This window comes from Ruegeria sp. CH2, assembly GCF_056537065.1.
Genome location: NZ_JBQFQV010000009.1, coordinates 1 through 25,864 on the forward strand (window position 1 = coordinate 1; position 25,864 = coordinate 25,864).

At 57.6% G+C, this 25,864-nt stretch carries 25 protein-coding genes; 18 read left to right on the forward strand and 7 right to left on the reverse strand.

From position 1 onward, the window contains the following. From ACR0M9_RS12965 to ACR0M9_RS13030, 14 genes are all read left to right on the forward strand, one after another. Positions 1-387, forward strand: a 387-nt coding sequence (locus ACR0M9_RS12965) for a hypothetical protein (protein WP_480488061.1), incomplete at its 5' end; no start/stop codon positions are given. Positions 388-476: 89 nt separating this feature from the next. Further along, complete coding sequence (locus tag ACR0M9_RS12970) at positions 477-1,277, forward strand: transporter substrate-binding domain-containing protein (RefSeq protein ID WP_480483375.1); 801 nt, start codon at positions 477-479, stop codon at positions 1,275-1,277. A 72-nt stretch (positions 1,278-1,349) separates the two neighbouring features. Continuing rightward, a complete protein-coding gene (locus ACR0M9_RS12975; protein WP_209507537.1) occupies positions 1,350-2,012 on the forward strand; it encodes an amino acid ABC transporter permease in 663 nt (220 codons plus the stop codon). An 11-nt stretch (positions 2,013-2,023) separates the two neighbouring features. Further along, positions 2,024-2,686 carry an amino acid ABC transporter permease gene (locus ACR0M9_RS12980; RefSeq protein ID WP_480483377.1) on the forward strand — a complete coding sequence of 221 codons (663 nt, stop codon included), beginning with the start codon at positions 2,024-2,026 and terminating at the stop codon, positions 2,684-2,686. Then, entirely contained in the window at positions 2,683-3,405 is a 723-nt protein-coding gene (locus ACR0M9_RS12985; RefSeq protein ID WP_480483379.1) for an amino acid ABC transporter ATP-binding protein, read from the forward strand. The genes ACR0M9_RS12980 and ACR0M9_RS12985 overlap by 4 nt, the downstream gene beginning before the upstream one ends. Before the next feature lie 37 nt (positions 3,406-3,442). Next, the gene (locus ACR0M9_RS12990; RefSeq protein WP_480483381.1) at positions 3,443-4,402 is read left to right on the forward strand and encodes a dihydrodipicolinate synthase family protein; all 960 of its coding nucleotides are present in this window, start codon (positions 3,443-3,445) and stop codon (positions 4,400-4,402) included. Further along, complete coding sequence (locus ACR0M9_RS12995) at positions 4,393-5,325, forward strand: 4-hydroxyproline epimerase (protein ID WP_480773793.1); 933 nt, start codon at positions 4,393-4,395, stop codon at positions 5,323-5,325. The genes ACR0M9_RS12990 and ACR0M9_RS12995 overlap by 10 nt, the downstream gene beginning before the upstream one ends. Positions 5,326-5,391: 66 nt before the next feature. Further along, complete coding sequence (locus tag ACR0M9_RS13000) at positions 5,392-6,642, forward strand: NAD(P)/FAD-dependent oxidoreductase (protein ID WP_480773794.1); 1,251 nt, start codon at positions 5,392-5,394, stop codon at positions 6,640-6,642. A 15-nt stretch (positions 6,643-6,657) separates the two neighbouring features. Next, positions 6,658-7,758: a cis-3-hydroxy-L-proline dehydratase gene (locus ACR0M9_RS13005; RefSeq protein WP_480507655.1), complete on the forward strand. Its 1,101-nt coding sequence runs from the start codon at positions 6,658-6,660 to the stop codon at positions 7,756-7,758. An 8-nt stretch (positions 7,759-7,766) separates the two neighbouring features. Further along, positions 7,767-8,792: a trans-3-hydroxy-L-proline dehydratase gene (locus ACR0M9_RS13010; RefSeq protein ID WP_480559080.1), complete on the forward strand. Its 1,026-nt coding sequence runs from the start codon at positions 7,767-7,769 to the stop codon at positions 8,790-8,792. Positions 8,793-9,018: 226 nt separating this feature from the next. Then, complete coding sequence (locus ACR0M9_RS13015) at positions 9,019-9,699, forward strand: GntR family transcriptional regulator (protein WP_480478132.1); 681 nt, start codon at positions 9,019-9,021, stop codon at positions 9,697-9,699. Positions 9,700-9,770: 71 nt separating this feature from the next. Further along, complete coding sequence (locus ACR0M9_RS13020) at positions 9,771-11,285, forward strand: aldehyde dehydrogenase (NADP(+)) (RefSeq protein ID WP_480773795.1); 1,515 nt, start codon at positions 9,771-9,773, stop codon at positions 11,283-11,285. 344 nt (positions 11,286-11,629) lie between these two features. Continuing rightward, complete coding sequence (locus tag ACR0M9_RS13025; RefSeq protein WP_480773796.1) at positions 11,630-12,553, forward strand: FecR family protein; 924 nt, start codon at positions 11,630-11,632, stop codon at positions 12,551-12,553. A gap of 45 nt (positions 12,554-12,598) precedes the next feature. After that, entirely contained in the window at positions 12,599-14,818 is a 2,220-nt protein-coding gene (locus tag ACR0M9_RS13030) for a CHASE2 domain-containing protein (protein ID WP_480773797.1), read from the forward strand. An 83-nt stretch (positions 14,819-14,901) separates the two neighbouring features. Here the strand turns inward: ACR0M9_RS13030 and ACR0M9_RS13035 are convergent, their stop codons facing one another. The 6 genes from ACR0M9_RS13035 to ACR0M9_RS13060 form a co-directional block, all read right to left on the reverse strand. Further along, positions 14,902-15,897, reverse strand: coding sequence for an ABC transporter ATP-binding protein (locus ACR0M9_RS13035; RefSeq protein ID WP_480483400.1), 996 nt, complete (start codon positions 15,895-15,897; stop codon positions 14,902-14,904). Then, positions 15,894-16,928 carry a Gfo/Idh/MocA family protein gene (locus tag ACR0M9_RS13040; protein WP_480773798.1) on the reverse strand — a complete coding sequence of 345 codons (1,035 nt, stop codon included), beginning with the start codon at positions 16,926-16,928 and terminating at the stop codon, positions 15,894-15,896. The genes ACR0M9_RS13035 and ACR0M9_RS13040 overlap by 4 nt, the downstream gene beginning before the upstream one ends. Continuing rightward, a complete protein-coding gene (locus ACR0M9_RS13045) occupies positions 16,925-17,764 on the reverse strand; it encodes a carbohydrate ABC transporter permease (protein ID WP_480773799.1) in 840 nt (279 codons plus the stop codon). Before ACR0M9_RS13045 ends, ACR0M9_RS13040 begins: the two co-directional genes overlap by 4 nt. 12 nt (positions 17,765-17,776) lie before the next feature. Next, positions 17,777-18,691 carry a carbohydrate ABC transporter permease gene (locus ACR0M9_RS13050; RefSeq protein WP_209597484.1) on the reverse strand — a complete coding sequence of 305 codons (915 nt, stop codon included), beginning with the start codon at positions 18,689-18,691 and terminating at the stop codon, positions 17,777-17,779. 66 nt (positions 18,692-18,757) lie between these two features. Further along, the gene (locus ACR0M9_RS13055) at positions 18,758-20,011 is read right to left on the reverse strand and encodes an ABC transporter substrate-binding protein (RefSeq protein WP_480773800.1); all 1,254 of its coding nucleotides are present in this window, start codon (positions 20,009-20,011) and stop codon (positions 18,758-18,760) included. 24 nt (positions 20,012-20,035) lie between these two features. After that, complete coding sequence (locus ACR0M9_RS13060; RefSeq protein ID WP_480773801.1) at positions 20,036-20,923, reverse strand: N-acetylmuramic acid 6-phosphate etherase; 888 nt, start codon at positions 20,921-20,923, stop codon at positions 20,036-20,038. 166 nt (positions 20,924-21,089) lie between these two features. Here ACR0M9_RS13060 and ACR0M9_RS13065 point away from each other — a divergent pair, with 166 nt between their 5' ends. From ACR0M9_RS13065 to nagA, 4 genes are read left to right on the forward strand one after another with little or no spacing between them, the layout of a single operon-like run. Continuing rightward, positions 21,090-21,968 carry a glucosamine kinase nucleotide-binding domain-containing protein gene (locus tag ACR0M9_RS13065; protein WP_480488045.1) on the forward strand — a complete coding sequence of 293 codons (879 nt, stop codon included), beginning with the start codon at positions 21,090-21,092 and terminating at the stop codon, positions 21,966-21,968. Beyond that, positions 21,965-22,720: a GntR family transcriptional regulator gene (locus ACR0M9_RS13070; RefSeq protein ID WP_480488043.1), complete on the forward strand. Its 756-nt coding sequence runs from the start codon at positions 21,965-21,967 to the stop codon at positions 22,718-22,720. Before ACR0M9_RS13065 ends, ACR0M9_RS13070 begins: the two co-directional genes overlap by 4 nt. Positions 22,721-22,749: 29 nt before the next feature. After that, positions 22,750-23,778, forward strand: a complete 1,029-nt coding sequence (locus tag ACR0M9_RS13075) for an SIS domain-containing protein (protein WP_480773802.1) — start codon at positions 22,750-22,752, stop codon at positions 23,776-23,778. Further along, entirely contained in the window at positions 23,775-24,908 is a 1,134-nt protein-coding gene (gene nagA / locus ACR0M9_RS13080; protein ID WP_480773803.1) for an N-acetylglucosamine-6-phosphate deacetylase, read from the forward strand. The genes ACR0M9_RS13075 and nagA overlap by 4 nt, the downstream gene beginning before the upstream one ends. 58 nt (positions 24,909-24,966) lie before the next feature. Here nagA and ACR0M9_RS13085 read toward each other — a convergent pair whose 3' ends face one another. Continuing rightward, positions 24,967-25,854: a c-type cytochrome gene (locus ACR0M9_RS13085; protein WP_480773804.1), complete on the reverse strand. Its 888-nt coding sequence runs from the start codon at positions 25,852-25,854 to the stop codon at positions 24,967-24,969. Positions 25,855-25,864 lie beyond the last annotated feature (10 nt).

A 25,864-nucleotide genomic window follows, 5' to 3' on the forward strand; every position in this document is an offset into this window, starting at 1 on the left:
TCTACCAAAGCATCGAAAAACAAATGGGACGAGAAAAACTCAACCAACTCCTCGACCTGCTCGAAGAACTACAAGCCGTCAAAGTCTGACCGAACGCGCATTTGGCTGCGCGGGTCAGCATTGCCGCTTTTCTTTGAAAGACACAGGCTGGAGTTGCCTGGGCGACCGCACACTCCCATCACAAAAGGTATTCCGTCTCAAGCTGAAATCTCCCCAGCCTCTGAGCACAATGCACCTTCACGTTTGACGACGGGCCACGTTCAGCCAAAAACCTCCAACTCCAGTAGCACATGGTGTCAAATCCATTTGGCCGCCAACGAACGAGGGCCTTCCACGCGGGCCAAGTCAGTCATTTCAATCACATCCAAGAGCCACGACACCTTTTGAAAGCTGGCTTTTCCTGCTCAACAAAATACTGGATGTTGGATACAATATCCTCTATAGCTGCGCGTATCGATTGATTCAGGGAGGATCACATGCTCAAGAAACTCGCCGCACTGGCGGCCCTCACCACTATCACCACAGCTCCTGCGATGGCGGACACGCTGGACGATGTCGTAGATCGCGGGACATTGCGCTGCGGAGTTGTGTTGGATTTTCCGCCAATTGGGTATCGCGACGCGAATAACGAACCGGCAGGCTTTGACGTCGAATACTGCAATGATCTGGCCGCCGCACTTGAAGTTGAGGCCGAAATCCTGCCGTTGACCTGGGCCGAACGCCTGCCAGTGATCGTCACCGGACGCGCAGACGTTGTGTTCGGAGCAACCTCGGACAGCCTTGAACGGGCGCGGACGGTGGGCTTTACCATTCCTTACGCCATCTATTATGCGCAGGGTGTCGTGAATGCCGAAAGCGGCATTGAGACCTTCGAGGATATCCGTGGCAAGCGCGTGGCCGCCGCGATCGGCACCGTGCCCGAGCAGGAATGGCTGAAGATCGCCGCCGAATGGGGCGAAGAAGGCAATTACCAGGGCTACCAGTCCGAGAATGAGGTTTTCCTAGCGGTGGCTCAGGGCAAGGCCGATATCGGCATTACCACAAACACTGCCGTGCTGCCGATTACCCAGCAATATGACACTGTTGTTGCCGGCCCTCGCATGCCATGGACCACCGACTACACTTCGGTTGTAGGCAAGCGCGAAGATGTCACCTGGCTGAACTTCCTGAACCTGTTCGTGACCCACCAGGTGCGATCGGGCCGCTATCAGGAGCATTGGGGTAAATATGTCGGCGGCGAAGCGCCTGAGCTGCGCATTCCCGGCGTAATGTACTGACCCTTTCCTACTCCATGCTTTCGTCCGGCTATGGCCGGGCGAAAGGACCGGTAGATTGCGTGAGGAACACCCGTGTTCGACTATAACTTCCATTGGCGGCCGGTGATGAAAAGCCTGCCGGACCTGCTTGAGGCATCGCTGCTGACGATACAGGTTGCCGTGCTGGCAATGGTCCTTGGCATTATCATCGGACTTTGTCTGGCGCTGACGCGGCTGCACCTGAAAGGTCCGCTTTACTGGTTCGCCTCAGCCTGGGTCGAACTGGCGCGCAATACTCCGGCGCTGTTCCAGCTGTTCTTTTTCGGCTTCGGGCTTGGTGCCTTTGGCCTGCATCTATCGCCGTACTTCATCGTGCTGGCCGGGCTGACATTCAATTGCGCCGGTTATCTGGCTGAAAACTTCCGTGGCGGCTTTCAGGCCGTCCCCGAGACACAGCTACGCGCGTCCCGATCGCTGGGCATGACCGCGTGGCAGGCTTACACACGCGTCGTGATTCCGCAGGTGTTTCGCATTGTCTATCATCCGATCACGAACCAGATGGTCTGGGCTGTTCTAATGTCGTCACTGGGTATGCTGGTCGGCTTCCGGGAATTGTCGGGCGAGACCCAGTTCTTTGCCTCGCGCACTTTCCGAATCTTTGAATATTTCGCCGTCACCGCGGTCATTTATTACGTGATCGTCAAAATCATCCTGCTTGCCTCGCGCCTGCTGGCGTCCCGGCTTTTCCGCTACTGAAGGAGGCACAGATGCAACCCACTGTCAGCTTTTTCAGCGGCTTCAACATCAACGATCTGTGGTTTCTGGGCGAAGCCGCGCTGCGAACGCTCTGGATTTCAGTGCTTTCGATTTCCATTGGAACGGTTTTTGGCGTGGTGTGCGGTTGGCTTCTGTACGAGGGCAAACTGGCAGCGACCCTGACGTTGGCTCCGGTTCTGGATATTTTCCGGTCGGTCCCTCTGATCATCCAGCTGGTGCTGTTTTACAACTTTGCACCTATTGTCGGGCTCAATCTGGACCCGTTTGCCTCGGGCGTGGTGATCCTGTCCATCTACACGGCAGCACTGGTTGCGAATGTGGCGCGCGGCGGGATTGAAGCCGTTGGTGATCCGATGCGCCGCGCCGCGCGCAGCCTGGGCATGACCTATTGGCAGGATCTGCGATATGTCGTCTTCCCGATCGGAGGGCGCGCGGTGTTCCCTGCATGGGTCGGGGTCGCGCTGGGTGTGATGAAAGACAGCGCGCTGGTCTCGGTTCTGGGCTATGTTGAACTGCTGAAAGCCAGCCAGATCCTGATCACCCGCACGCAGGAACCATTCCTGATCCTGACAATCGCTGGCGCGTTCTATTTCGCGCTCAGCTATCCGATTTCGCGGTATTCCGCGTCGCTAGAAAAAAGGTGGGCCCAATGATCGAAATTCGCGACCTGCACAAATATTTCGGATCGCTGCATGTGCTGAAAGGTATCGATCTGGATGTGCAGAAAGGAGAAGTTCTGTCGGTGATCGGTGCGTCAGGCTCCGGCAAATCGACCCTTCTCTATTGCATCAACGCGCTGGAACCGATCCAGCAGGGATCGGTCAGGGTTGATGGCATTGATGTTCATGCAAAAGGCACCGACATCAACAAGCTGCGCACAAAGCTGGGGATGGTGTTCCAGCAATGGAACAGCTTTCCGCATCTGACAGCACTGGAAAACGTTGCGTTGGCCCCGAAGATTGTCAAAGGCAAGTCGAGAGACGAGGCGCGTGACATTGCCGCAAAGCAGTTGACCCATGTAGGGTTGGGCGAAAAGCTGAACGTCTTCCCCTCGGCCTTATCGGGTGGTCAGCAGCAGCGTCTTGCCATTGCCCGCGCGCTGGCGATGGAGCCGGAATACATGCTGTTTGACGAAGCAACCTCGGCGCTGGATCCTGAACTGGTGGGCGAAGTTCTCGACACGATGCGGCTTTTGGCCGAAGAAGGGATGACGATGATTTGCGTCACGCATGAGATGGGTTTCGCTCGTGATGTATCAGACCGGGTTGCTTTTTTTCATCAGGGCGTGATGGAAGAGATCGGCCCGCCCGCCCAGATTTTTAACGAAGCCCAATCTGAACACACCCGCAAATTCCTGGCGAATGTGCGATAAAAGCCCCCGCCCCAAAACAATTAGGAAGGTTACCTTCATGTCCCAGAATATCTTCACCGGCACCATGCCAGCCCTGATGACCCCCTGCAAACCGGACCGGACACCGGATTTTGACGCGCTGGTGAAAAAGGGCAAGGAAATGATCGCAGCGGGTATGTCTGCCGTGGTCTATTGCGGCTCGATGGGCGACTGGCCTCTCTTGTCGGATGCCGAACGGATGGAAGGTGTCGAACGTCTGATCGCGGCCGGACTGCCCGTTGTCGTCGGCACAGGTGCGATAAATTCGAAATCCGCCGTGGCGCTTGCCGCGCATGCGCAAAAGGTTGGAGCGGCAGGGCTTATGGTGATCCCGCGTGTATTGTCGCGTGGATCGTCCATCGCGGCGCAGCGTAATCATTTCAAAGCGATCCTGTCGGCCGCACCTGATATTCCGGCAATCATCTATAACAGCCCGGTTTACGGCTTCGCGACGCGCGCCGATCTGTTCCTGGAATTGCGCGCAGATCATCCCAACCTGGTTGGGTTCAAGGAATTCGGTGGCAAAAGCGATCTGCGCTATGCGGCGGAACACATTACCTCGAAGGATGATCAGGTTACACTGATGGTTGGTGTGGACACCGAGGTCTACCATGGCTTCGTCAATTGCGGCGCCACCGGTTCGATCACAGGGATTGGCACTGCCCTGCCGAAAGAAGCACTGCTGCTGGCTGCCCTGTGCCAGAAAGCGGCGGCCGGTCATGCCGAAGCGCGCCTGCGCGCGCGGGAACTGGAAGAGGCCTTTGGTGTGCTGGCCAGCTTTGACGAGGGCACCGATCTGGTGCTGTATTACAAACACCTGCTGGTCCTGAACGGCGAAGAGGAATACCGTTTGCACTTCAACGAAACCGACGAGTTGACAGATGCCCAGCGCAACTATTGCGAACAGCAATACGACCTGTTCCGCACTTGGTTTACTGATTGGTTCGGCCAGGGCGGAGTCATTGCTGAATGCATGTGATTGACAGTCACACAGGAGGAATGCCTACGCGGGTGATCCTCGACGGCGGCCCCGATCTGGGGTCCGGCCCGCTGGCAGAGCGTGCACGACGCTTGGCCACCGAGCATGAGGCGTTCTACAAATCCATCTTGCTGGAGCCGCGTGGGCAGCCCGGAATGGTGGGGGGGCTTCTGGTCGCGCCCGAAGATCCAGGGTGTGAGACCGGCGTGATCTATTTTGATGCGGATGCAGTTCTTGGCATGTGCGGGCATGGCACCATCGGTCTGGGCGTCACTCTGGCACATATGGGCAGAATCCGGCCGGGCACGCATCGGGTTGAAACTCCGGTCGGTGTCGTCTCGGTGGATTTACTGGACGCCAATACCGTACGCGTCACAAATGTCGAGAGCCGTCGCGTTCGGGCAGCAGTGCAGATTGAGGTTGGCGGCTATGGGTCGATAACCGGCGATCTTGCCTTTGGCGGAAATTGGTTCTTCATTGTTGATCCCAGCCCAATCCCGGTGAACCCGGGAAACATTCGGGCGATGACCGATCTGACCATCACCATACGCGAAGCCTGCATCGCACAGGGCGTGCATGGCGAAAACGGAGAACTGGTCGACCATGTGATCCTTCAGGATCAATCCCCCAACAAGGATGTTCACAGCCGCAACTTTGTACTGTGCCCGGACAATCAATATGACCGGTCGCCCTGCGGTACCGGCAGTTCGGCGCGCCTCGCCTGTCTGGCGGCAAACGGGGTGCTGGAAGCAGGGGAAGAGATTGTGCAGGAAAGCGTGATCGGCAGCCCCTACGTGCTGAGCTACCAACCCGGCCCGAACGGGGGTGTCATTCCCACCCTGACCGGGCAGGCGCATATCATGTCGGAAGGCAGGTTGGTTTTCGCGCCGAATGATCCGTTCCGTGATGGCATCGCGCTTTGAAGTCAAGGCCGGGGACAGACGCTGTCCGGTCCCCGACCCCGTACCACTATTTGAGAACCTGTAACCATGCAGCATGACACCAAGACGGACATAGTTGTGATCGGTGCTGGCATCATTGGCATCAGCGCTGCGCTAGCGTTGCAAAAGCGGGGAAGGCAGGTGCTGGTGCTGGACCGTGAAGGCGTTGCAGCCGGGGCGTCAAAGGGCAATGCCGGGGCCTTTGCCTTTACAGATATCGTGCCGCTTGCAACGCCTGGGATCATGCGCAAAGCGCCAAAATGGTTGCTTGATCCGTTGGGGCCTTTGTCGATCCCGCCCGTTTATGCGCTGAGTATTGCACCGTGGATGCTCCGGTTCTGGCGGGCCAGTTGGCGCGATCGTTATGCAGCCTCACTATCCGCACAAGCCGCGCTGATGAACCACAGCCGTGCGGCGCTGGAGCGTCAGATCGAGCATGTAGACGGCGAGGCGCTGATGCAGCGCGAAGGCCAGTTGCAGTTGTTCGAGAGTGAGGGCGAATTCCGTGCCAGTCTGCCCACCTGGAACTTGCGCAAGGACCATGGCATCCCGTTTGATCTTCTGGACAGCCCGGATGCTATTGCCGAAATTCAGCCCGGGCTGAACCGGCGATTTACCCATGCGGGTTTTACCTCGACATGGATGAATACCGTCGACCCTGCCCACTGGACCGAGCATCTGGCGGCACAGTTCATCGCGCGCGGTGGGCAGGTAAAGATCTCAGGGATCACGGCACTGAAACCAACCGATGACGGCGTGCGCCTTGACACGGACAACGGCGACATTTCGGCAGGTCAGGTGATTGTTGCCGCCGGAGCCTGGTCACACCAACTGGCCAAGACCCTGGGGGATCATATCCCGCTTGAGACCGAGCGGGGTTATAACACGACCCTTCCCGAAGGCGCTTTTGACCTGCGCACTCATCTGACCTTTGGGGGGCATGGGTTTGTGGTAACCCGGATCAACGGCGGCGTGCGCATCGGCGGTGCAGTCGAACTGGGTGGATTGAAGCTGGCCCCGAATTACCGGCGCGCTGACACGTTGCTGGCCAAGGCCGGGCGCTTCATGCCAGACCTGAACCTGGAAGGCGGCACGCAATGGATGGGCTTTCGCCCTTCACTGCCTGACAGCCTGCCAGTGATTGACCGATCTTCGCGCGCACCACAGGTACTTTATGCCTTTGGCCATGGTCATCTGGGGCTGACCCAATCCGCAGGCACGGCCGAACTGGTGGCCGATCTGGTCACTGACGCCAAGCCGGTGCTCGATATGTCACCTTTCGCATCCACACGCTTCTAATCTGGAGAACACCTTATGAAAATCACCGGGCTGAACGTATATCAGGTGAATCTGCCGCTGAAAGAAGGCCGCTATAGCTGGTCCAACGGCAATTTTGTCGAAGTGTTTGACAGCACCGTTTTGGAAATCATCACGGATGAAGGGTTGAAAGGCTATGCCGAATGCTGCCCGCTTGGCTCGGCCTATCTGCCGTCTTTCGCGCTCGGCGTCCGGGCCGGGCTGGCAGAGCTGGCCCCGCATTTGATCGGGCAGGACCCACTGAATATCGGTCAGATCAACCGCACGATGGATGCGGCCTTGCGGGGTCATCCTTATGCCAAGGCCCCGGTGGATATTGCCTGCTGGGATCTGCTGGGCAAGGCCACGGAACAGCCGCTTTACACCTTGCTGGGGGGCGCGGCGCAGGACGATGTGGTGCTTTATCGCGCGATCAGTCAGGAAGCACCCGAGATCATGGCCAAAAAGATCGAAGGCTATGCCGCCGAAGGCTACACCAAGTTTCAGCTCAAGGTGGGTGGCGAGGCCAATGACGACATCGACCGTATCCACGCCACCCGCGCCGTTCTGAAAAAGTCGGACCTGCTTGTAGCAGACGCCAATACCGGCTGGACCCGGCACGAGGCCGCACGCGTGGTGGGCGCGATTTCGGGTCTGGATGTCTATGTGGAACAGCCTTGCCTGACCTATGAGGAATGCGTGTCGATCCGCCGCCGCACCGCGTTGCCCTTCGTGATGGACGAGGTGATCGACACTCCCAACACGCTGGTCCGCGGCATTGCCGAAGACGCGATGGATGTGATCAACCTGAAGATCTCGAAAGTCGGAGGGTTGACCAAAGCCCGTCTTATGCGTGACCTCTGCGTGGCGCACGGCATCCCCATGACGATCGAAGACACCTGGGGCGGTGACATCACCACGGCGGCCATCGCACATCTGGCCCGTTCAACGCCGTCCGAGTTCACATTCTCTGCCACGGATTTCAACTCTTACGGCACGGTGGACATTGCCGAGGGTGCGCCAAAGCGTGTCAACGGCCGGATGACCGCACCCGCCCATCCGGGTCTGGGCGTTACACCGATTTTTGACGCTCTGGGCGAGCCTGTCGCACAATATTGAGAGATCCGATGCGGAGCAGCAAAACCGTTCATGTCATTTCAGCCCACGCAGAAGGTGAAGTCGGGGATGTTATCGTTGGGGGCGTTGCCCCGCCACCGGGCGACACCTTGTGGGAACAGCGCAGCTTTGTCGCGGGCGACCAGACGCTGCGCAACTTCGTTCTGAACGAACCCCGGGGCGGTGTTTTCCGTCATGTCAATCTTCTGGTGCCCCCGAAACACCCCAAGGCCGACGCGGCCTTTATCATTATGGAACCCGAAGACACACCGCCGATGTCGGGTTCGAACTCGATCTGTGTTTCAACCGTATTGCTGGATGGCGGGATCATTCCGATGCAGGAACCCGAAACTCATATGGTGCTTGAGGCCCCGGGCGGGCTGGTTCATGTCCGGGCAGAATGCAGCGGTGGCAAAGCGCAACGCATTTTCGTGCAAAACCTGCCCAGCTTTGCCGACAAACTGTCTGTCCCACTTGAGGTACCCGGATTGGATACGATCATGGTTGATACCGCCTATGGGGGTGACAGTTTTGTCGTGGTCGATGCACAGGCTTTGGGATTCGAGATTGTCGAACATGAGGCCCGTGACATTGCCCGATTGGGGGTGAAGATCACCAATGCAGCCAATGAACAGCTTGGGTTTTCGCATCCTGAAAACCCGGATTGGGACCATATCTCATTCTGTGCTTTCTGCGGCCCGATCAGCGAGACCGAAACCGGATTGACCGGAAAATCTGCCGTGGCGATCCAACCCGGCAAGGTTGATCGGTCGCCTACAGGTACAGCGGTTTCCGCGCGCATGGCGCTGATGGCGGCAAAAGGATTGATGTCGCCGGGTCAGACGTTCGAGGCGGTCTCGATCATCGGATCACGGTTCACCGGTCGGATTGTCGATACCACCGAAGTGGCCGGCCGTACCGCGATTGTCCCCGAAATCAGTGGGCGCGGCTGGATCACCGGAATTCACCAACACATGCTTGACCCGGATGACCCCTGGCCTGGCGGGTATCGCTTGTCGGACACCTGGGGTGTCTGACTAAACAGTGCATTGGCCGCGCCCGCTCTCAGGGAAAGGCAGTTACAGAAGGTTCCATTCGCTCTTGGTCTTACCTCGCTGTCTCAGCAGGGTTGAATCACCATGGATATTGGATGCATTATCAAGCGGAGTGTCCTTAATCAGCTTTCTGGGTGGCCGAGTCGCGGCTCAGCTTGGAATAACGCCGGTAACCGGTAGCTGTACCCAAACAAGTGGCAGGAAAGATATGGCAGGAAAGCGCGCAATAACCAAGCAAAGCCTACCAGATGTCATCGCGAACGATCTTCGTGAACGTATTCTGAACGGTGAACTTGCCGAAGGTGAAGCTATTCGCCAGGAAGCTCTGGCCGAGGAATACGACGTATCGCGGATGCCCATCCGCGAAGCCCTAAAGCGTCTGAACGCTGAAGGCCTGATTCAATGGGCCAATAATCGGGGCGGATCAGTCACCAAGCACTCCCTGAATGAAATCGGAGAGATATTCGACCTTCGAATGCTTATTGAAGTCGATCTTTTCCGCAGAGCCATTCCGCAGATGACATCTGCCGACTTTGCGCGATGCAACGACATATTGACACAGATGGAAGCGTCTTATGACGAGAATGACGTCGGGAAGTGGGGGATCCTGAACTATCAATACCACTCCGCCCTTTACGCGGCATCGCAGAGGAAACTGACAAATGAATTGCTGGATCGCGTCAATCTGCAATCAGACCGCTATGTCCGAATGCATCTGAGCGTGATGAAGCAGCGGGAACCGGCGAAAAAAGAACATCGAGAGCTGTTGAAACTAGCGCAAGCAGGGAACGTCGACGAAGCCTGTGACATGCTGATGCGGCACATCCGGCGAACAAAGGAACAACTGCTGGAGATGATCGTGGCAAAACGCGCCATGGAGGAGACCTAACAGGGCGCTTGATTGCCCTCCTTAATTGGATACATTATCCATAACATTAGAATCGTAGATATGGAACATTCATGACCTGCTCCCCCCATGGTAAGCACCTCATCGCTGGAAATTGGCTTTCAGGTGACACGGTTTTTCAGTCACAGCCCGCTTTTGGATCTTCACACAGTTTTTCGGTGGGGCGTCTTCAGGATGTTGATGCAGCTGCGGAAGCTGCCGAAGAAGCGTTCTGGAGCTATGGTTTTTCGACCCGGGAAGACCGCGCGGCATTTCTGAATACCATAGCAGATGAGATCGAAGCCCGCGCCGAGGCGATTACTGCAATAGGCACGCAGGAAACCGGCCTGCCCGAGGCCCGTCTGCAAGGAGAGCGGGGTCGCACATCGGGTCAACTTCGCTTGTTTGCCACACATATTCTGAGCGGTGAGTATCTGGATCGGCGCCACGACGGCCCGTTGCCAGACCGCTCGCCGCTGCCGCGCCCGGATCTGAAAATGATTCAGCGCCCTATTGGCCCTGTCGCTGTATTCGGTGCTTCGAATTTCCCTTTGGCCTTTTCAACCGCAGGCGGCGACACCGCAGCCGCTTTGGCTGCTGGGTGCCCCGTTGTCGTAAAAGGGCACAGCGCTCACCCGGGTACCGGTGAGATCATTGCCGAGGCCATACATGCTGCCATCGAACGCTGCAAAATTCATCCCGGTGTTTTCAGTCTGATTCAGGGGGGTGACCGGACCGTAGGTTCCGCTTTGGTACAACACCCGCTGATCAGGGCTGTCGGATTCACTGGCTCATTGGCTGGTGGTCGGGCACTGTTCGATCTGTGTGCCGCGCGTCCTGAACCAATCCCGTTTTTCGGTGAACTTGGCTCGGTCAACCCGATGTTCATTCTCGATGCTGCGCTGACGAACCGGGGCGACAACATTGCTCAGAACTGGGCTGGGTCGCTGACCATGGGCGCAGGCCAGTTCTGTACCAACCCCGGGGTCGCCGTAATGCTGGCGGGTGCAGCAGCGGACCGCTTCGCTGAGACCGCGCGAACCGCCCTGTCAGAGACACCCGCGCAAACCATGCTGACCGACGGCATCGCCGACGCTTATCGAGCCGGTCAGGCAAGGATCGCCAATACAGCAGATGTGCAGGAGGTTCTGAGCTCGATGTGTGATCAACGCACCGCGTCCCCTTACCTGTATCGCACCAATGCTGTGAACTGGCTGGCAAACGAAACCCTTGGTGAAGAGGTTTTTGGCCCGTTGGGGGTTATCGTAACTGCCGAAACGCCTGAAGAAATGCGGGCCGTCGCGCACAGTCTGCAAGGTCAGCTGACCTGCACCCTGCATATGGATGATGCGGACTTGGACACCGCGCGTTCCCTGATGCCGATCCTCGAGCGCAAGGCCGGGCGTGTGCTGGCCAATGGCTTTCCCACGGGCGTCGAGGTCTGCGACAGTATGGTGCATGGCGGCCCCTACCCCGCTTCGACCAATTTCGGTGCTACCTCTGTCGGCACATTGTCAATCCGGCGGTTTTTAAGACCCGTATGTTACCAGAACATGCCGGACGCATTGTTGCCAGAACAGTTCCTCTGAATTTTCGGCTAAACACACCCAAAACGTCATGGCTCATCGCGGGGCAAGCGATGAGCCGGGTGCCCAATGCTCTCATTTGATGGAGGCTACACTTTGGCCTGTTAAGTGGGGAGGCTCACGTCGGCCTTAACGCAGAAATTCACGATCAAAAAATCTCTTGCTACAAATACATGCCATAATGCATATTTATTGTTAGCATTTTTGACTATTTGAATAAGAATAACACATTTCTTGGGGGCAAAAATCGAGCTTGGCGCGCTTCGCGCTTACTTAGACCCGTGGGGGGAAGGGGCTCTGGTTTGACTTGGTTAAAGATTGTGTTGGTTGTATTTGTTGTTGCGCTCATGCCAGCGCAAGCCCTTGCCAACATCGGGACAGTTATCAGCGCCAAGCAAGGCGCTCAGATCATTCGCGCCGGAAACGCACAGCCTGTCATTTCAGGAATGGATGTGGTGTCGGGCGATACGATTTCTACAGACCACAGCGGTTTGGTGCAGATCGTATTTGTGGATGAAACCAAAATTGCCGTAGGCCCCAATGCGCATATGGTTTTGGATGTGACCATGCTGCGCGGCAACCGAAAGGCCAAAAGCTTTGCCGTGCAGGCCTTGGGCGGCAGCTTTCGATTCATTTCAGGCAAAAGCAGAAAAAGAGCCTATTCGATCAAGACCCCGACAGCGACAATGGCAGTTCGTGGCACAACCTTCGATATGTGGGTCGTATCACAAACCCAAAGCGCAATGCTTGTCCTGCACGGAACTGTTCAAATGTGCAGTGCACAAGGGTCTTGCAGGTCCACAGGCCGCGTGTGCAGCATGTATGCCACCGGTGGAGGCGGAACAGTCGGGCGGCCCGCTGATCAGGCACAGTACGATCAAGCACTGAAAGAGGGATTCCCATTTATTCAGTCGCAGGAAGGCCTTCTGCCTCCTTTGCAGGTACGGGTTGAGGGATGTTCTGGCGAAGGCGCGCCCGTGCAGCAGGCCAAAGTCGACAGGGCCGATTTTCGCAGAACTGCGCCCCAGCCGCGCCCAGTCAGCGTCGCAGCGCCGCCAGCACCTCCGTCAAACCCAGAGCCAGAAGTAGAACCAGAACCGGAGCTGGAAGAACCAGAACCAGAACCGGAACCGGAGCCAGAAGAACCGGAACCGGAACCGGAAGAGCCTGATCCGGAAGAGCCTGAACCGGAACCCGAAGAACCTGATCGAGAGGAACCAGGTCAGGAAGATCCAGAGCAGCAAGAATCAAATAGTGAGCTGTTCCGGTAGCGATGTCGAAAAAGCGGAAATGGACTCACTTGTCCGGGGAACGACATGAGCGACGAAAAGCGCAAAACCAGGACAGGGAAATGGGCGTTCCGCCTTGTCGGATTGTGTCTGATCCTGGTGGGTTGTTTCATCCGAGTCATGGATCCTTATCCTGTGCGAATGACCCGTCTGATCTATTTCGACGTTCTGCAAAGGTCGTCTCCGCGAGAGTTCAATCCTGACCTCCCCATCCGGGTTGTAGATATCGACGAAGCCTCTCTGGCCAATTGGGGGCAATGGCCCTGGCCCCGAACACTGGTGGCGCAGATGGTTCAAAATCTGGGTGAATACGGTGCTGCGGCCATCGCGTTTGATATGTTGTTCGCTGAACCTGACCGGTTTTCGCCCTCGCGTCTTCTGAACGATCCATCTTTGGCAGGGGTCCTCACAGTGGAACGCCACGCTCAGAAGCTCGATAACGATGTCTTGCTTGGGATGGAAATCGCCTATTGGCCAGTCGTTCTTGGGACTGCCGCACGATTGTCGGCGGAAGGAAACCCCATCACTGCAAAAGCAGGTATCATTGAGTTCGGGGAAAATCCCGCCGCGGGTCTAATTTCAGTTCCTCATTGGACGCCAATCGCGCCCCCTTTGGACCGGACCGCTGCGGGTATTGGTGGGGTCAACGTCTCGCCCATCGGCGGAACCGGTATCATGCGCCGTGTGCCGGTTCTTTGGCGCGGGCCGGACGGGCTGTTGCCGGGTCTGTCAATTGAAGCCCTGAGAGTTGCCTTGGGTGAAACCAATATCGTAGCCGAAGGGGCGCAGGACGAAACAGGCATCATGTTGGCGGTTGAGGTCGGGGGATACCGGATACCAACGACAGAAAACGGCGAGATTTGGCTGAGATACCGGCGCGATGCGCCCGAGCTGTATATCTCGGCCAACGATATCCTCAAAAGCTCGGATGATGCGGACGTTCGGGCGGAAGTTGAGGGGCGGATCATCCTGGTCGGAACGTCGGCCGCCGGCTTATTCGATATGCATCAGACGGCGCTTGGGGAAAGCGTTCCCGGTGTTTCAATTCATGCCCAGGTTCTGGAACAGGTGTTGACCAACGAAATGCTAAGCCGCTCGGACGTGACCGCAGCGCAGGAAATGCTTGCCTTCGCCTTTCTCGGGCTTGTCGTGATTGCCGTCATGTCCAGTTTCGGTGCGGTTGCATCTTTCATTGCAGGCGGTGTCGCCGCTGCCGCCGTTCTGACAATCAGTTGGCTGGTTTTTCAAAACCAGTCGGTTTTGTTCGACGCCACATTTCCGCTTATCGGTGGCATGGCCAATTTCGGGCTTCTGGCAGGGTATCTTTTCTTGTCCACCGAACGGGAAAAGCGCAAAATCCGGAAAGTCTTCTCTCATTACGTCGCCCCGGAAATCCTTGATGAGATGGAAGCCACCGGGCATCAGCTGCAATTGGGAGGCGAGACGCAGGATATCACAGTGATGTTTTCCGACATCCGGGGTTTCACACCTCTGTCTGAATCCGCATCTGCCACCGAGCTAGTCTCACTGCTGAATGCGCTTTTTTCCAGTATCGGCGATCAGATACTGGCTGAACGAGGAACCATCGACAAGTTTATCGGCGACGCTGTTATGGCGTTCTGGAACGCGCCTTTGCCTGTCGCTGACCACCCGTGCCGGGCTTCATTAGCCGCGCTGAAAATGCGGCGCGCTTTGGCAGAGTTCAATGCATCCGACATCATGCAAAACCGCCCCCCTATCGCGCTGGCAACGGGACTTGCCACAGGGCAGGCCTGCGTCGGCAACATCGGCTCGCAGAAACGGTTCAACTACACGGTTATCGGTGACGTCGTGAATGTCTCAGCACGGATCGAACAATGCTGTCGAACAGTCGACTATGACATCGTCGTTTCCAACGGCGTCCATGAAATCACGCATGGGGATCTGGCCATGTTAGAGGCCGGGCATGTTGATCTGAAAGGCAAAGCCAACCCGGAACCCGTCTTTGTTTTGGTGGGCGATCAGGCCCTGTTGCAAACAGCGGCATTCCAGGATCTCAGGGCTGCACATGCAGAGCTGATTTTGGCGATCACCAATCGACACCCGAACAGCCTGGTCAAGACCTTGTGCCAACAGTGCGAAGAACTGGCTGAAGACATCGAGCCCGGCTTGCGTCAGTTCTACAGGGTGCTGCCCGGTCGTGCCGCTGACTTCCGGTCGAACCTACCATCCGGGCAATTCATGTTCACACGCCACAATCTTGGTTAACCAGCCACGTTTTCCGGCGTTTGCCCTCTTTGGGTCACGCTCACACCGGAACAAACTGATGCAGAACGGGTCGAAAACTGCCGTTACTGTAGTCTCTGCCCGTCATTTCCGAAGTAATATGCACGGTTGGGATCAAACCCGAATTGTACATCGTCACCCGGAGCAATTGCATGCTGGCCAAACAAACGAACTGTAATTGGCACGTTACTGGTTTGCAGAATGACATTGGTATCACCGCCCAACTGCTCAACATGCGAAACGGTGCCGGCGATCGGTCCGCCGCTTTCCAGGCGGATGTCCTCCGGGCGCAACCCCAGTTCGCGCGCATCGCCCGGGGTCAGGTTGTCCGCAGGCAGAAAATTCATGGACGGTGAACCAAGAAAGCCCGCGACAAAGCGGTTTGCCGGGTTGTTGTACAGCTCCATCGGGCTGCCGACCTGTTCCACCCGTCCGTCGCGCAGCACCACAATCTTGTCGGCCAGTGTCATCGCTTCTGTCTGATCGTGCGTGACATAAATCATCGAGGCCGAGAGTTGCCTGTGCAGATTTGCGATCTCGATCCGGGTGTTCATGCGCAAAGCAGCATCAAGATTGGAGAGCGGTTCGTCGAACAGGAACAGCTTGGGTTGGCGCACGATGGCGCGACCGATGGCAACACGCTGGCGCTGCCCCCCCGACAGTTCGGATGGGTAGCGGTCAAGATAGGGCTCCAACCCCAGCATCCGGCTCGCCTCCGCGACCCGCTCGTCGATCACGGCTTTCGGCTGGCGTTCCTGTTTCAGGGCAAGGGTTAGGTTGCCGCGTACATTCAGGTGCGGATAAAGCGCGTAGCTCTGGAACACCATGGCGATGCCACGTTTCGAGGGCGGGGTCAGATTGACCTGCTCGCCAGCAATTCTGATCTCACCCGATGTGGCATCTTCAAGCCCTGCAATAACGCGCAGAAGAGTGGACTTGCCGCATCCGGAGGGGCCGACAAAAACCACAAACTCGCCGTCCTCAACCTCAAGATTGATGTCCTTCAGGACCTCTACATTGCCAAAGGATTTGTGAATGTTTTTCAGTGAAAGGGCGGTCATTGGCGGGTCTCCTCAAGAGAAACGGGTTGGCCAGTGCGGATGCTTTGATCAGCGGCCAGGCAGATGGCAAGGGATTGTACGGCGTCGGACATATGGCGGGTCAGGTCGATATCCTCGGCGATGGCGCGCAGCATATAGGCTTGTTCAGCATCGCACAGTTCCTGATGGCCGGGCTCATCAGGCATGTCGATAATCCTGTCGCCCTGCGGCGTGTGAACCAGAAGGCCACCAACCTTGGTGTGACCATCGATGTCCGCTGACGCGCCCTTGTTTCCGTCGGTGATCGAAACAGACCCGTTGGGTGACACGATGTCCTTCACGAAAAACGCGGTTTCGGACATCATCGGACCCCAACCAGCCTCGTACCACCCGACCGAACCGTCGTCGAACACGACCTGAAACTGGCCGTAATTGTACATGTCAGGCGCGATTTCATCCGACAGGCGCAGACCCATGCCATGAACGCGAAGGGGGTTTGCATCGGTGATCTGGCACATCACATCGACATAATGCACACCGCAATCCACGATGGGCGACGTGGTCTGCATCAGGGCCTTGTGCGTCTCCCACTCAGGGCCCGAGGATTGTTGATTCAGGTTCAGACGGAACACATAGGGGCCACCCAGAGTGCGAGCCTCGGCGATCAGACGCATCCAGGATGGGTGGTGGCGCAGGATATAGCCGACCACCAGCTTACGGTTCAGCCGCGTTGCTGTTTCGACCACACGCTGCGCATCGGCAACGTTGGTGGCGAGCGGTTTTTCGACAAACACATGCGCACCCGCCTCCATCGCGGCGCAGGCGTAATCCGCGTGACTGTCCGAGTAGGTCGCAATCACAACCAGATCCGGTTTGGTTTCGATCAGAGCGGCTTCAAAACTTGAATACACCGGATAGCGCGTCAGATCAGGGTGATCCACGCGGCCGGATCGGTTCACCAACCCGACAATCTGCGCGTCCGGGTGAAGGTGATGTGCCAACGCATGGCTCAGCCCCATGTTCCCAAGGCCTGCAATCAGGACGCGGGTCATTTCACCGCTCCTGACGTGATGCCGCGGATAAGCTGTCGCGAGAAGATCACATAGAGGATCAGCACCGGCAGGATCGCCATTGAAAGGGCTGACAAGACCGCATTCCAGTCTGTCACAAACTGACCGATGAAGACCTGGCTGCCCAGCGTCAGTGTCTTGGTCTCTTCCGCAGGGGCGAGGATCAGCGGGAACCATAGATCGTTCCAGATCGGGATCATGTTGAACACGGCAACCGTTGCCATTGCCGGACGCACCAGCGGCAACACAAGCCGAAAGAAGATTGTGTATTCGCTTAGCCCGTCAATGCGGCCCGCATTCTTGAGGTCGTCACTCACCTGTTTCATGAACTCGCTGAGGATGAACACCGCCAAGGGCAGGCCCTGCGCCGTATAGACAAGGATCAGCGCCCACAGGGTGTTCACCAGCCCGGTCGCCACCATCATTTCCAGGATGGCCACAGTGCCGATGCGGATCGGGATCATGATTCCAAGCGCCAGGTACAGACCCATAAGCATGTTGCCCTTGAACCGGTACTCACTCAGCCCATAAGCCGCCATTGCGCCAAACAGCAGGACCAAGGTCAGGGATGCAACTGTCACAATCAGAGAGTTCTGGAAATAAAGGAAGAAATCCCCCTGCTTCATCACTGTCTGATACCCGATCATCGAAAAACTGTCGGCATCAGGCAGCGCCAGCGGTTCGCGAAAGATCGCCTTGCGGGTCTTGAAGCTGTTGATCAGGATCACGAAAACCGGAAACAGTGCGATCAGCGTATAGAAGATCAGTGCACCATGCATCGCGAAGGTGTTTAGCGGGTTGGAGCGGGCCTTGTTCATGTCATCTGCTCCTTAAAGCTGGTACCGGCGCATCCGGGTCTGGATGCCGAAAAGGTAGACACAGACACCCAGCAGGATGATTGCAAACATCGCACCAGCGATGGCCGAACCCATATGCGGATCACCCAATTGCAGCTGGAAGCCAAAGAATGTGCGATACATGAAGGTGCCAAGAATATCGGTCGAGAAGTCAGGCCCCGCCAGAGCGCCCTGTGCAGCATAGATCAGATCGAAGGCGTTGAAATTGCCGACAAATGTCAGAATTGAGATGATCCCGATCGAGGGCAGGATCAGCGGCAGCTTGATTTTCCAAAAGGCACTTGTACCGGTGATGCCATCCACTTCCCCGGCTTCCAGGATTTCCTCGGGGATCGACAGCAAGGCCGCGTAGATCAACATCATCGGGATGCCAACGAACTGCCAGACCGAAATCAAAGCCAGTGTGGTCAGGGCATATTCCTCCTTCCCCAACCACGGGGCAAAGAGGGATTTCAGCCCAACCGCGTCCAGCATCGAAGGCGCGATGCCCCAGATGGGCGACAAGATCAGTTTCCATGCAAACCCGACAATCACAAAACTGAGGATTGTCGGAATGAAGATCGCCGACCGATAGAGCACCGCAAATCGCAGGCGCGGATGGCTGAGAAGCGCGGCCAGCGCGATACCGATGGGGTTCTGCACCAGCATATGGATCAGAAAGAACCAGAAATTGTTGCCCAGCGCATTCCAGAACTGTTCCGACCAAATCGGATCGAAGAACAGCGTTTGAAAGTTCTGCAGTCCAACAAATATGCGGCTCTGGTCGACTTCAGAGTAAAGGGCCAGACGGAGCGTGTTGAACAGGGGAAAGATCATCACCGCTGTGTAGACAAGCACGGCTGGTGCCAGAAACACGACGATATGCCAGCGGATGCGGGGGCGGGTCATGGGGAGCGCTTTCGATGGAATGCCGGGCGTACCCGGGCAACTCATGCTGCCCGGGTATGGTTCAGCTTACTGATGTGGTGCGTACCACGAGGCGAGGCCCGCCTGTAGTTCTGCACCCAGCTCTTCGGGCGACTTGGCACCTTTGATCGCGGCAACGGATGCACCCCAGGTCTCGTTCTCGAGGTTTGGTGTGCCGCGCGACAGGATTTGATAGGTCGAGCGGATAGTCGATTCACATTCTTCACGCCAGCCGACGATTTCCTTGGCCAGCGGGTCCTGCAACTCGACCGGAGTGCTCGACAGCGGGAAGAAGCCGGGCAGAGCGTTGCCGAAGATTTCAGCAAACTCAGGGCTTGCGACCCAGGTCAGGAATGCTTCAGCGGCTTCAGGATTCTTCGTGGCCGCGTTCATGCCGATGCCGATATCCGTATGGTCCGAGATATAGCAGGTGTCGCCTGCGTTCTGAACCGGAGGCTTGAATGCACCCATCTCGAAATCGGCTTGTGCGTTGAAGCCGGAAATCTCCCATGATCCCGCAGGATAGATGGCCGCGCGGCCCAAAGTGAAGATGTTCTGGCTGTCGGGATAGGTCTGTGCTTCGTAGCCATCACCCAGATACGCACCCCAGCGGGCCAGCGTTGCGTACGGGGCTGTCCAGGCTTCATCGGTCAGCTTCTGTTCGCCTGCGATCAACGCCTGACGACCTTCTTCACCCTTCCAGTAGTTCGGCCCGATGTTATTGTAACCCATCGTGGCAGCTTCCCACTGGTCGTTGGTACCCATCGCCATTGGGATGTAAGTGCCGTCTTCTTTGATCTTGTCCAAAGCGGCAAAGAACTCGTCTTCTGTGGTCGGCACTTCGAGGCCCAACTCGGCAAAAGCGTCCTTGTTGTAGATGAAGCCGTGAATAACCGATGCCATCGGCACGCAGAAGCTGGCCGAACCGTCATCCGTCTGCCAGGCAGACTTTGCAACGTCCGAGAAGTTGTTCATCGCCTCGACCGAGGACAGATCGGTCAGATGACCAGCCTCATAAAGCGCCAGCGAAGCATCGAAGGGGCGGCAGGTAATCAGGTCACCAGCAGACCCCGCATCGAGTTTCGAGTTCAAAACCGCGTTATATTCTGCCGGGGCAGACGGGGTGAACTGGACTTTAATTCCAGGATGCTTTGCTTCAAAGGCCGGGATGATCTGGTCCTGCCACAGGGTCAGGTCATCGTTTCGCCAGCTTTCGATGGTCAGCGTGACGTCCTCGGCATAGGCGGCAGAGGCTAACAGCGTCCCACCAAGCAAGGCCAGTTTCAGGCTATTACGTTTCATTGTACTCTCCCATTTGGTTTGCAATTATTTATCAGGTGTCAGTGCCGCGCTCAGAACTCCGCCCGTTTCTTTCAGGCGCGCATTGGCTGCCGCCAGTGAAACGCCGCGAGCGGCGATGAGAATGGCGGATTTGGTGTCTCCATGCGCTTCATCCAAGGCGTTTTGGGCGGTGCCTGCATCAACTCCGGCGATCCGGGCGACGATGCCGGTCGCACGCGCGCGCAGCTTTGCATTGTCTGCTCGCAGGTTGACCATCATGCCCTCGTGAACATGACCCAACTTGATTGCCATAAGGCTGGACAGCATATTCAGCGCGATTTTCTGGGCTGTACCGGCGCCCATTCGGGTTGAGCCTGAAATCAGTTCAGGCGGGGTGGCAAGCAGAATCGCGTGATCGCATTGCGTCAACAGTGGGCTGCCCGGGTTGTTGGCTATCCCGATCGTGCTGGCACCCGCAGCACGCGCAAGTCGCGCGGCCTCAAGTGTATAAGGGGTGCTGCCGCTGGCAGAGACAGCAATGACCGTGTCGTTGCAGGTAAGCCCGGCCAGCCCTTCAACCAACCCGTCGGTGTCGTCCTCGGTCCCACCGGGCATATGCGCGGATTGCGGCAATCCTCCGGCCATCAGGATATGGATTCGGTTTTCGTCGATGCCGAAAGTGCCGCCCAGTTCCATTGCATCAGCCGCAGCCATCAGCCCCGAAGACCCCGCCGCCGCGTAATATAATGAACCACCTGATGCCAGACTGCGGGCCATGGCGTCGGCACCGTCGCATATCCCACGCAGGGCGCCCTGCGGGGCACCGGCCGCTTCCTGCTGACCCCTGGACAGGGCCAGCGCCGCCTCTTCCAGCGGTCGGTTACCCAAATCGTATGCGTCCGGGTGGAGTTGTTCGGTGATGTGTGGCAGCACGTGTTTCTCCTCGTTGCCAGAAAGAATACCTATACAATACCATTTGTCCACTAATTTTTTTTCAGCCGCTATTGGCCTTATAATTCAACGTATTTTCGATCTTTCCGCCCATATTGGATTTACTTTGGCATTTACAGCTCAGCATAGGCATTATATAGGTATCATCATGCTTAGGTCGAAAAACAATCCAATCATCGCGGCAGACGGCGGCGGAACGAACTGTCGGATCGCCTATGACGATGGCCAGCAGCGACTGGTGGTCGAGGTTGGCCCCGCCAACGTCGCCAGCGATTATGACGGCGCGATTGTACGGCTGAAAGACGGCCTGAAGATGCTTGCGACCAAGCTCAGTGTTCAGCCCGAGACCCTGAAGCCGATACCGGCGTATTTTGGACTTGCGGGAGTTACAGGTGATCAGATCGCCCAGCGGGTGGCGGCGGATTTGCCGTTAGACAGTATTCTGGTCGAGGATGATCGCCACCCTGCGCTGGCGGGCGCGCATCAAGCAACCGACGGTGCAATCGCCCATTGCGGAACGGGTTCGTTTCTGGCCCTGCAATCGCAAGCCGGCCGACGCTTTGCCGGTGGCTGGGGCTCTGTGCTGGGGGATGAGGCCTCTGCTCAGTGGATTGGGCGCAGAGCGCTTTCGGTGACGCTGGATGCATGGGACGGGCTGGTGCCAAAATCCAACCTGACTGAGGGCTTGCTGAACGCATTTGGCAGTACAAGCGGTATTGTCGCTTTCGCGGCCGCGGCACGACCACATGAATTCGGCCAGATCGCGCGACAGGTGACAGCGGCGGCGAGGTCAGGAGATGAGCGGGCGGTTTCGCTTATGCACGAAGGTGCTGCGCATCTTTTGCAAGCACTGGAAGCAATGGGCTGGACCCCGGCCATGCCATTATGCCTGACCGGGGGTATTGGCCCTCACTATGAGGCGTATCTGCCGGATCGTGCGCGTGGCGCAGTAACAGAGCCCAAAGGTGCGCCTATCGACGGGGCCATCGCGTTGGCCCGGGCTTTCCAAGTGGAGCATTCGGCATGAACGCAGCATCTTTTCTGGCTTCTGACGACTGGCTCGAGAACGGTGGCGGGCCGCGCTATGTCCGGCTGCGCCAGCGGCTGGAAGAAGGCATCGACGCTGGAGTCCTTCCCCCGAATTCCTCATTACCGCCCGAGCGCGAGATCGCCGAGATCACCGGCCTGTCCAGGGTCACCGTGCGCAAGGCCATTCAGGAACTGGTGAAACAGGGCGCAATCGTACAGCGGCAGGGTTCCGGGTCTTTCGTACGGAACGCCGCGCCGAAATTGGAACAATCGCTTTCGCATCTGACGTCTTTCAGTGAGGACATGCGCCTGCGCGGTATGGAATCAACCTCCAAGTGGTTGGAACGGGGCGTTTTTCTACCATCACCCGAGGAAACGGCGGTGCTCGGGCTGCCCGCTGACGGACAGGTGGCGCGCATTTGCCGCCTGCGAGAGGCTGGCGGGCGTCCCATGGCAGTCGAACGTGCCTCGTTGCCATTGGACATTCTGCCAAATCCGCTTGCCGTGCGCGACTCACTCTATGATCTACTGGAAGAAAGCGGCTGCCGACCTGTTCGCGCCATCCAGAAGATTTCCGCCGTAAATCTTGAGGCTGAAGATGCAGCTCTGCTTGGTGTCGCCGAAGGCGCGGCAGGGTTGAGCATCCAGCGGATTTCCCATCTGGAAGGCGGGCGCGTCGCCGAATTCACAAAATCCAACTATCGCGGCGATGCCTATGACTTTGTGGCTGAGCTGCGACTTACTCCATGATCTGCGATTCTGATGGAAAGGCTGCCCCGATGACCCCGAAAACGACCCTGATGCGTCAGGAAATCGAAGAAATTCCTGTCGCTGTTGAGCGATTACTCAGCAATGGCGGAGACGCCCTGAGCACAGCAGCGGACGTCGCCCGGAACGGTGGGCTGAAGTTCATGATTTCGGCGGCGCGTGGCTCTTCAGACCACGCTTGCACCTTTCTGAAATACGCAAGCGAATTGCTTCTTGGCTTGCCGATGGCATCCGTCGGCCCATCGGTCGCGTCAGTGTATGGCGCTGACCTGCATGTGGCCGGGGCGCTTTGCCTTTCTGTTTCACAATCAGGAAAAAGCCCGGATATCGTGCAACTTACGCAAAGTGCCCGAAAGGCCGGGGCCAGCACCGTAGCAATCACAAATGACCCATCTTCCCCCCTTGCACTGGCGGCTGAGGCGGCTTTGCCGCTGCACGCAGGCCCCGAGCTTAGTGTAGCAGCGACAAAAACCTTCGTGACCTCGCTGGTTGCCGGGCTTTGGCTGCTGGCGGAACTGAAAGACGACAAAGATCTTCTGGCTGCGCTGCGTGGCCTGCCCAGGCACCTTGATGCCGCGACTCGGTGTGACTGGAGCAGGGCGGCGGCGGCTGTCACCCAAAGCTCGCTGTATACGCTTGGTCGCGGACCAAGCGTGGCGATCTCGAACGAGGCCGCGCTGAAATTCAAGGAAACCTGCCAGATCCATGCCGAAAGTTATTCCTCGGCCGAGGTGCTGCATGGCCCTGTTTCGATCGTGGAAGGCGGATTCCCGGTTATTGCCTTTGCCGCCAATGATCCCGCAGAGCCGCTGTTGGCCGAGGTTGCCGACACGCTCGCGGCCAAGGGGGCACAGGTATTTGCCACCAGCCCAATGGTCACAAAGGCCGAGGTACTGCCTCATGTCCGCACGGATCACTGGCTGACGGACCCGGTAGCCGCCATCGTGTCCTTTTATTCAATGGTCGAGCAGGTCGCTGTACAACGCGGGATCAACCCGGACGCGCCACGTCACCTGCGAAAAGTGACGGAAACGGTATGAGCGGCCAGGCGACCATCTACCACGGCGGGCTTGTTTTTGACGGCACCAAATTGCACGACGGTGCCGCGCTGCGGCTGGAGGCTGGCCGCATCACTGACATAGGCGTTGACGTGAATACAGACGCTTGCAAGCTTGTCGATCTGCAAGGCGACATACTGGCCCCCGGCTATGTTGACCTGCAAGTGAATGGCGGCGGCGGAGTGATGTTCAACGCCGCCCCGTCTGTCGAAACGCTTGCGCGTATTGCCGAGGCGCACCGGACGCTTGGGGCAACCTCGATCCTACCCACCCTGATCACGGATACCGCAGCCAAGACCCGCGCCGCCATCGAAGCGGTCAAGGCCGCGATTTCTGCGGGTGTTCCGGGGATCGCTGGCCTGCATCTGGAAGGGCCGCATCTTTCGGTGGCTCGGAAAGGTGCCCATGATGCAGCCCTGATCCGCCCCATTGATGACGAAGACCTGACGACGCTTGTCACGGCTGCGCATGCCCTGCCCGCATTGATGCTGACGGTTGCGCCTGAAAACGTATCAATTGCGCAGGTAAAAGCGCTGGTCTCGGCCGGTGCCGTTGTATCGCTGGGCCACAGTGATGCGGATTTTGATACCTGCCTGTCTTATGCCGAGGCCGGTGCGTCCTGCGTCACGCATCTGTTCAATGCCATGAGTCAACTCGGCAATCGATCTCCGGGGCTTGTCGGGGCGGTTCTGGCCTCGGGTCGATTGAACGCCGGACTGATCGCTGACGGCATTCACGTTCACCCCGAAGCCATGCGCACAGCCTGGGTCGCCAAGCGGGGCCCGAGCCGGATATTTCTGGTCAGCGATGCGATGGCACCGGCTGGCACGGACCAGCGCATGTTCGAACTGGAAGGCCGCCGCATTTCCCGCAAAGACGGGCGTTTGACACTGTCTGATGGTACTTTGGCGGGGGCTGATCTGGACTTGACCACAGCGCTGCGTGTCCTGACCACGCAAGCAGAAGTGCCGCTGGAAGACGCATTGGCCGCCGCAACTCGCATACCCGCCGAAGTGATGGGATTAACCGACGCGGGTCGGCTGGCCATAGGAGAGCAATGCCCGCTGATCCGTATTGCCAGAGATCTGAGCAATGTAGACGCGCTGGTTTGACCCAGTGCCATAAGACCTGCGCTGACAAAATCCAGAGTTTCTGCAACCAGTAGCCAATTCACTGATCGGGAACGGATTTCAGGTAAGCAGCAATGGCCAATCGGTCTTCATCGCTTAGTTTCGAGGTGTTCTCGATGACTTCGACCATTTCGCCTCCGGCGCTGTCATAATCCGGTGTGAAACCGGATTTCAGATATTCAGCGATGTCAGCCTCAGACCAGTCAAGCTGGGCAGTGGTCAGACCGGGGATGCGGCCCTTGCCATTCGGATTTGGCGCTCCGGTCAGCCAAAGATCCCGCTTCAACCCTCCCAGTCCGTTTCGTGGTGTATGGCATTCTGAGCAGTGCCCCAAAGCTTCCACCAGATACCGGCCCCGGATTTGCTGATCGGTCAGATCACCTTCGACCACCCAGCCCGAGCCTGAGAACAGAAGCTTCCACAACCCCAGCCCGCGCCGGATGTTGAAAGGGAAACCGACGTCATGCGGGATACTTGCCGCATCAGACGCAGGCAGGGTGTTCAAAAACGCATGAAGCGCCGCGACGTCCCCGACTGTCATCTTGGCATAAGACGTATAGGGGAAGGCCGGGTAATAATGCTGTCCCTTGGGGCCTGTTCCGTGTTTCAGGGCATTGGCCAGATCCAGCGCAGACCATGATCCAATTCCGGCGTCTGGATCACTGGAAATGTTTGGAGCTACAAACGTACCGAAATCCGTTTCAAACCGGCGCCCGCCAGCAAGAACAAGCTTTCCTTCCTCGCGGGCATCCGGGGCCGAGTGGCATGAGGCGCATCCTGCTGAATAGAAAACAGACGCCCCTCTGGTCACGTCGGGGGTCAGACCGGCCAACTGTGCCGGATCAACTCTTTGCGGCCGGGTTAGCAGCAAACCGGCCAACCCGGCCATAAGCATGACTAGAACGGCGAAAAGTAGAATGCGCCGCACTGATCGATAC

Excerpts from the sequence above, each read along its gene's own strand:
- ACR0M9_RS12970 (WP_480483375.1), top strand. The coding sequence starts at position 477 with ATGCTCAAGAAACTCGCCGCACTGGCGGCCCTCACCACTATCACCACA.
- ACR0M9_RS12980 (WP_480483377.1), top strand. The coding sequence starts at position 2,024 with ATGCAACCCACTGTCAGCTTTTTCAGCGGCTTCAACATCAACGATCTG.
- ACR0M9_RS12985 (WP_480483379.1), top strand. The coding sequence starts at position 2,683 with ATGATCGAAATTCGCGACCTGCACAAATATTTCGGATCGCTGCATGTG.
- ACR0M9_RS12990 (WP_480483381.1), top strand. The coding sequence starts at position 3,443 with ATGTCCCAGAATATCTTCACCGGCACCATGCCAGCCCTGATGACCCCC.
- ACR0M9_RS12995 (WP_480773793.1), top strand. The coding sequence starts at position 4,393 with ATGCATGTGATTGACAGTCACACAGGAGGAATGCCTACGCGGGTGATC.
- ACR0M9_RS13000 (WP_480773794.1), top strand. The coding sequence starts at position 5,392 with ATGCAGCATGACACCAAGACGGACATAGTTGTGATCGGTGCTGGCATC.
- ACR0M9_RS13005 (WP_480507655.1), top strand. The coding sequence starts at position 6,658 with ATGAAAATCACCGGGCTGAACGTATATCAGGTGAATCTGCCGCTGAAA.
- ACR0M9_RS13010 (WP_480559080.1), top strand. The coding sequence starts at position 7,767 with ATGCGGAGCAGCAAAACCGTTCATGTCATTTCAGCCCACGCAGAAGGT.
- ACR0M9_RS13015 (WP_480478132.1), top strand. The coding sequence starts at position 9,019 with ATGGCAGGAAAGCGCGCAATAACCAAGCAAAGCCTACCAGATGTCATC.
- ACR0M9_RS13020 (WP_480773795.1), top strand. The coding sequence starts at position 9,771 with ATGACCTGCTCCCCCCATGGTAAGCACCTCATCGCTGGAAATTGGCTT.
- ACR0M9_RS13025 (WP_480773796.1), top strand. The coding sequence starts at position 11,630 with ATGCCAGCGCAAGCCCTTGCCAACATCGGGACAGTTATCAGCGCCAAG.
- ACR0M9_RS13030 (WP_480773797.1), top strand. The coding sequence starts at position 12,599 with ATGAGCGACGAAAAGCGCAAAACCAGGACAGGGAAATGGGCGTTCCGC.
- ACR0M9_RS13035 (WP_480483400.1), bottom strand. The coding sequence starts at position 15,897 with ATGACCGCCCTTTCACTGAAAAACATTCACAAATCCTTTGGCAATGTA.
- ACR0M9_RS13040 (WP_480773798.1), bottom strand. The coding sequence starts at position 16,928 with ATGACCCGCGTCCTGATTGCAGGCCTTGGGAACATGGGGCTGAGCCAT.
- ACR0M9_RS13045 (WP_480773799.1), bottom strand. The coding sequence starts at position 17,764 with ATGAACAAGGCCCGCTCCAACCCGCTAAACACCTTCGCGATGCATGGT.
- ACR0M9_RS13050 (WP_209597484.1), bottom strand. The coding sequence starts at position 18,691 with ATGACCCGCCCCCGCATCCGCTGGCATATCGTCGTGTTTCTGGCACCA.
- ACR0M9_RS13055 (WP_480773800.1), bottom strand. The coding sequence starts at position 20,011 with ATGAAACGTAATAGCCTGAAACTGGCCTTGCTTGGTGGGACGCTGTTA.
- ACR0M9_RS13065 (WP_480488045.1), top strand. The coding sequence starts at position 21,090 with ATGCTTAGGTCGAAAAACAATCCAATCATCGCGGCAGACGGCGGCGGA.
- ACR0M9_RS13070 (WP_480488043.1), top strand. The coding sequence starts at position 21,965 with ATGAACGCAGCATCTTTTCTGGCTTCTGACGACTGGCTCGAGAACGGT.
- ACR0M9_RS13075 (WP_480773802.1), top strand. The coding sequence starts at position 22,750 with ATGACCCCGAAAACGACCCTGATGCGTCAGGAAATCGAAGAAATTCCT.
- nagA (WP_480773803.1), top strand. The coding sequence starts at position 23,775 with ATGAGCGGCCAGGCGACCATCTACCACGGCGGGCTTGTTTTTGACGGC.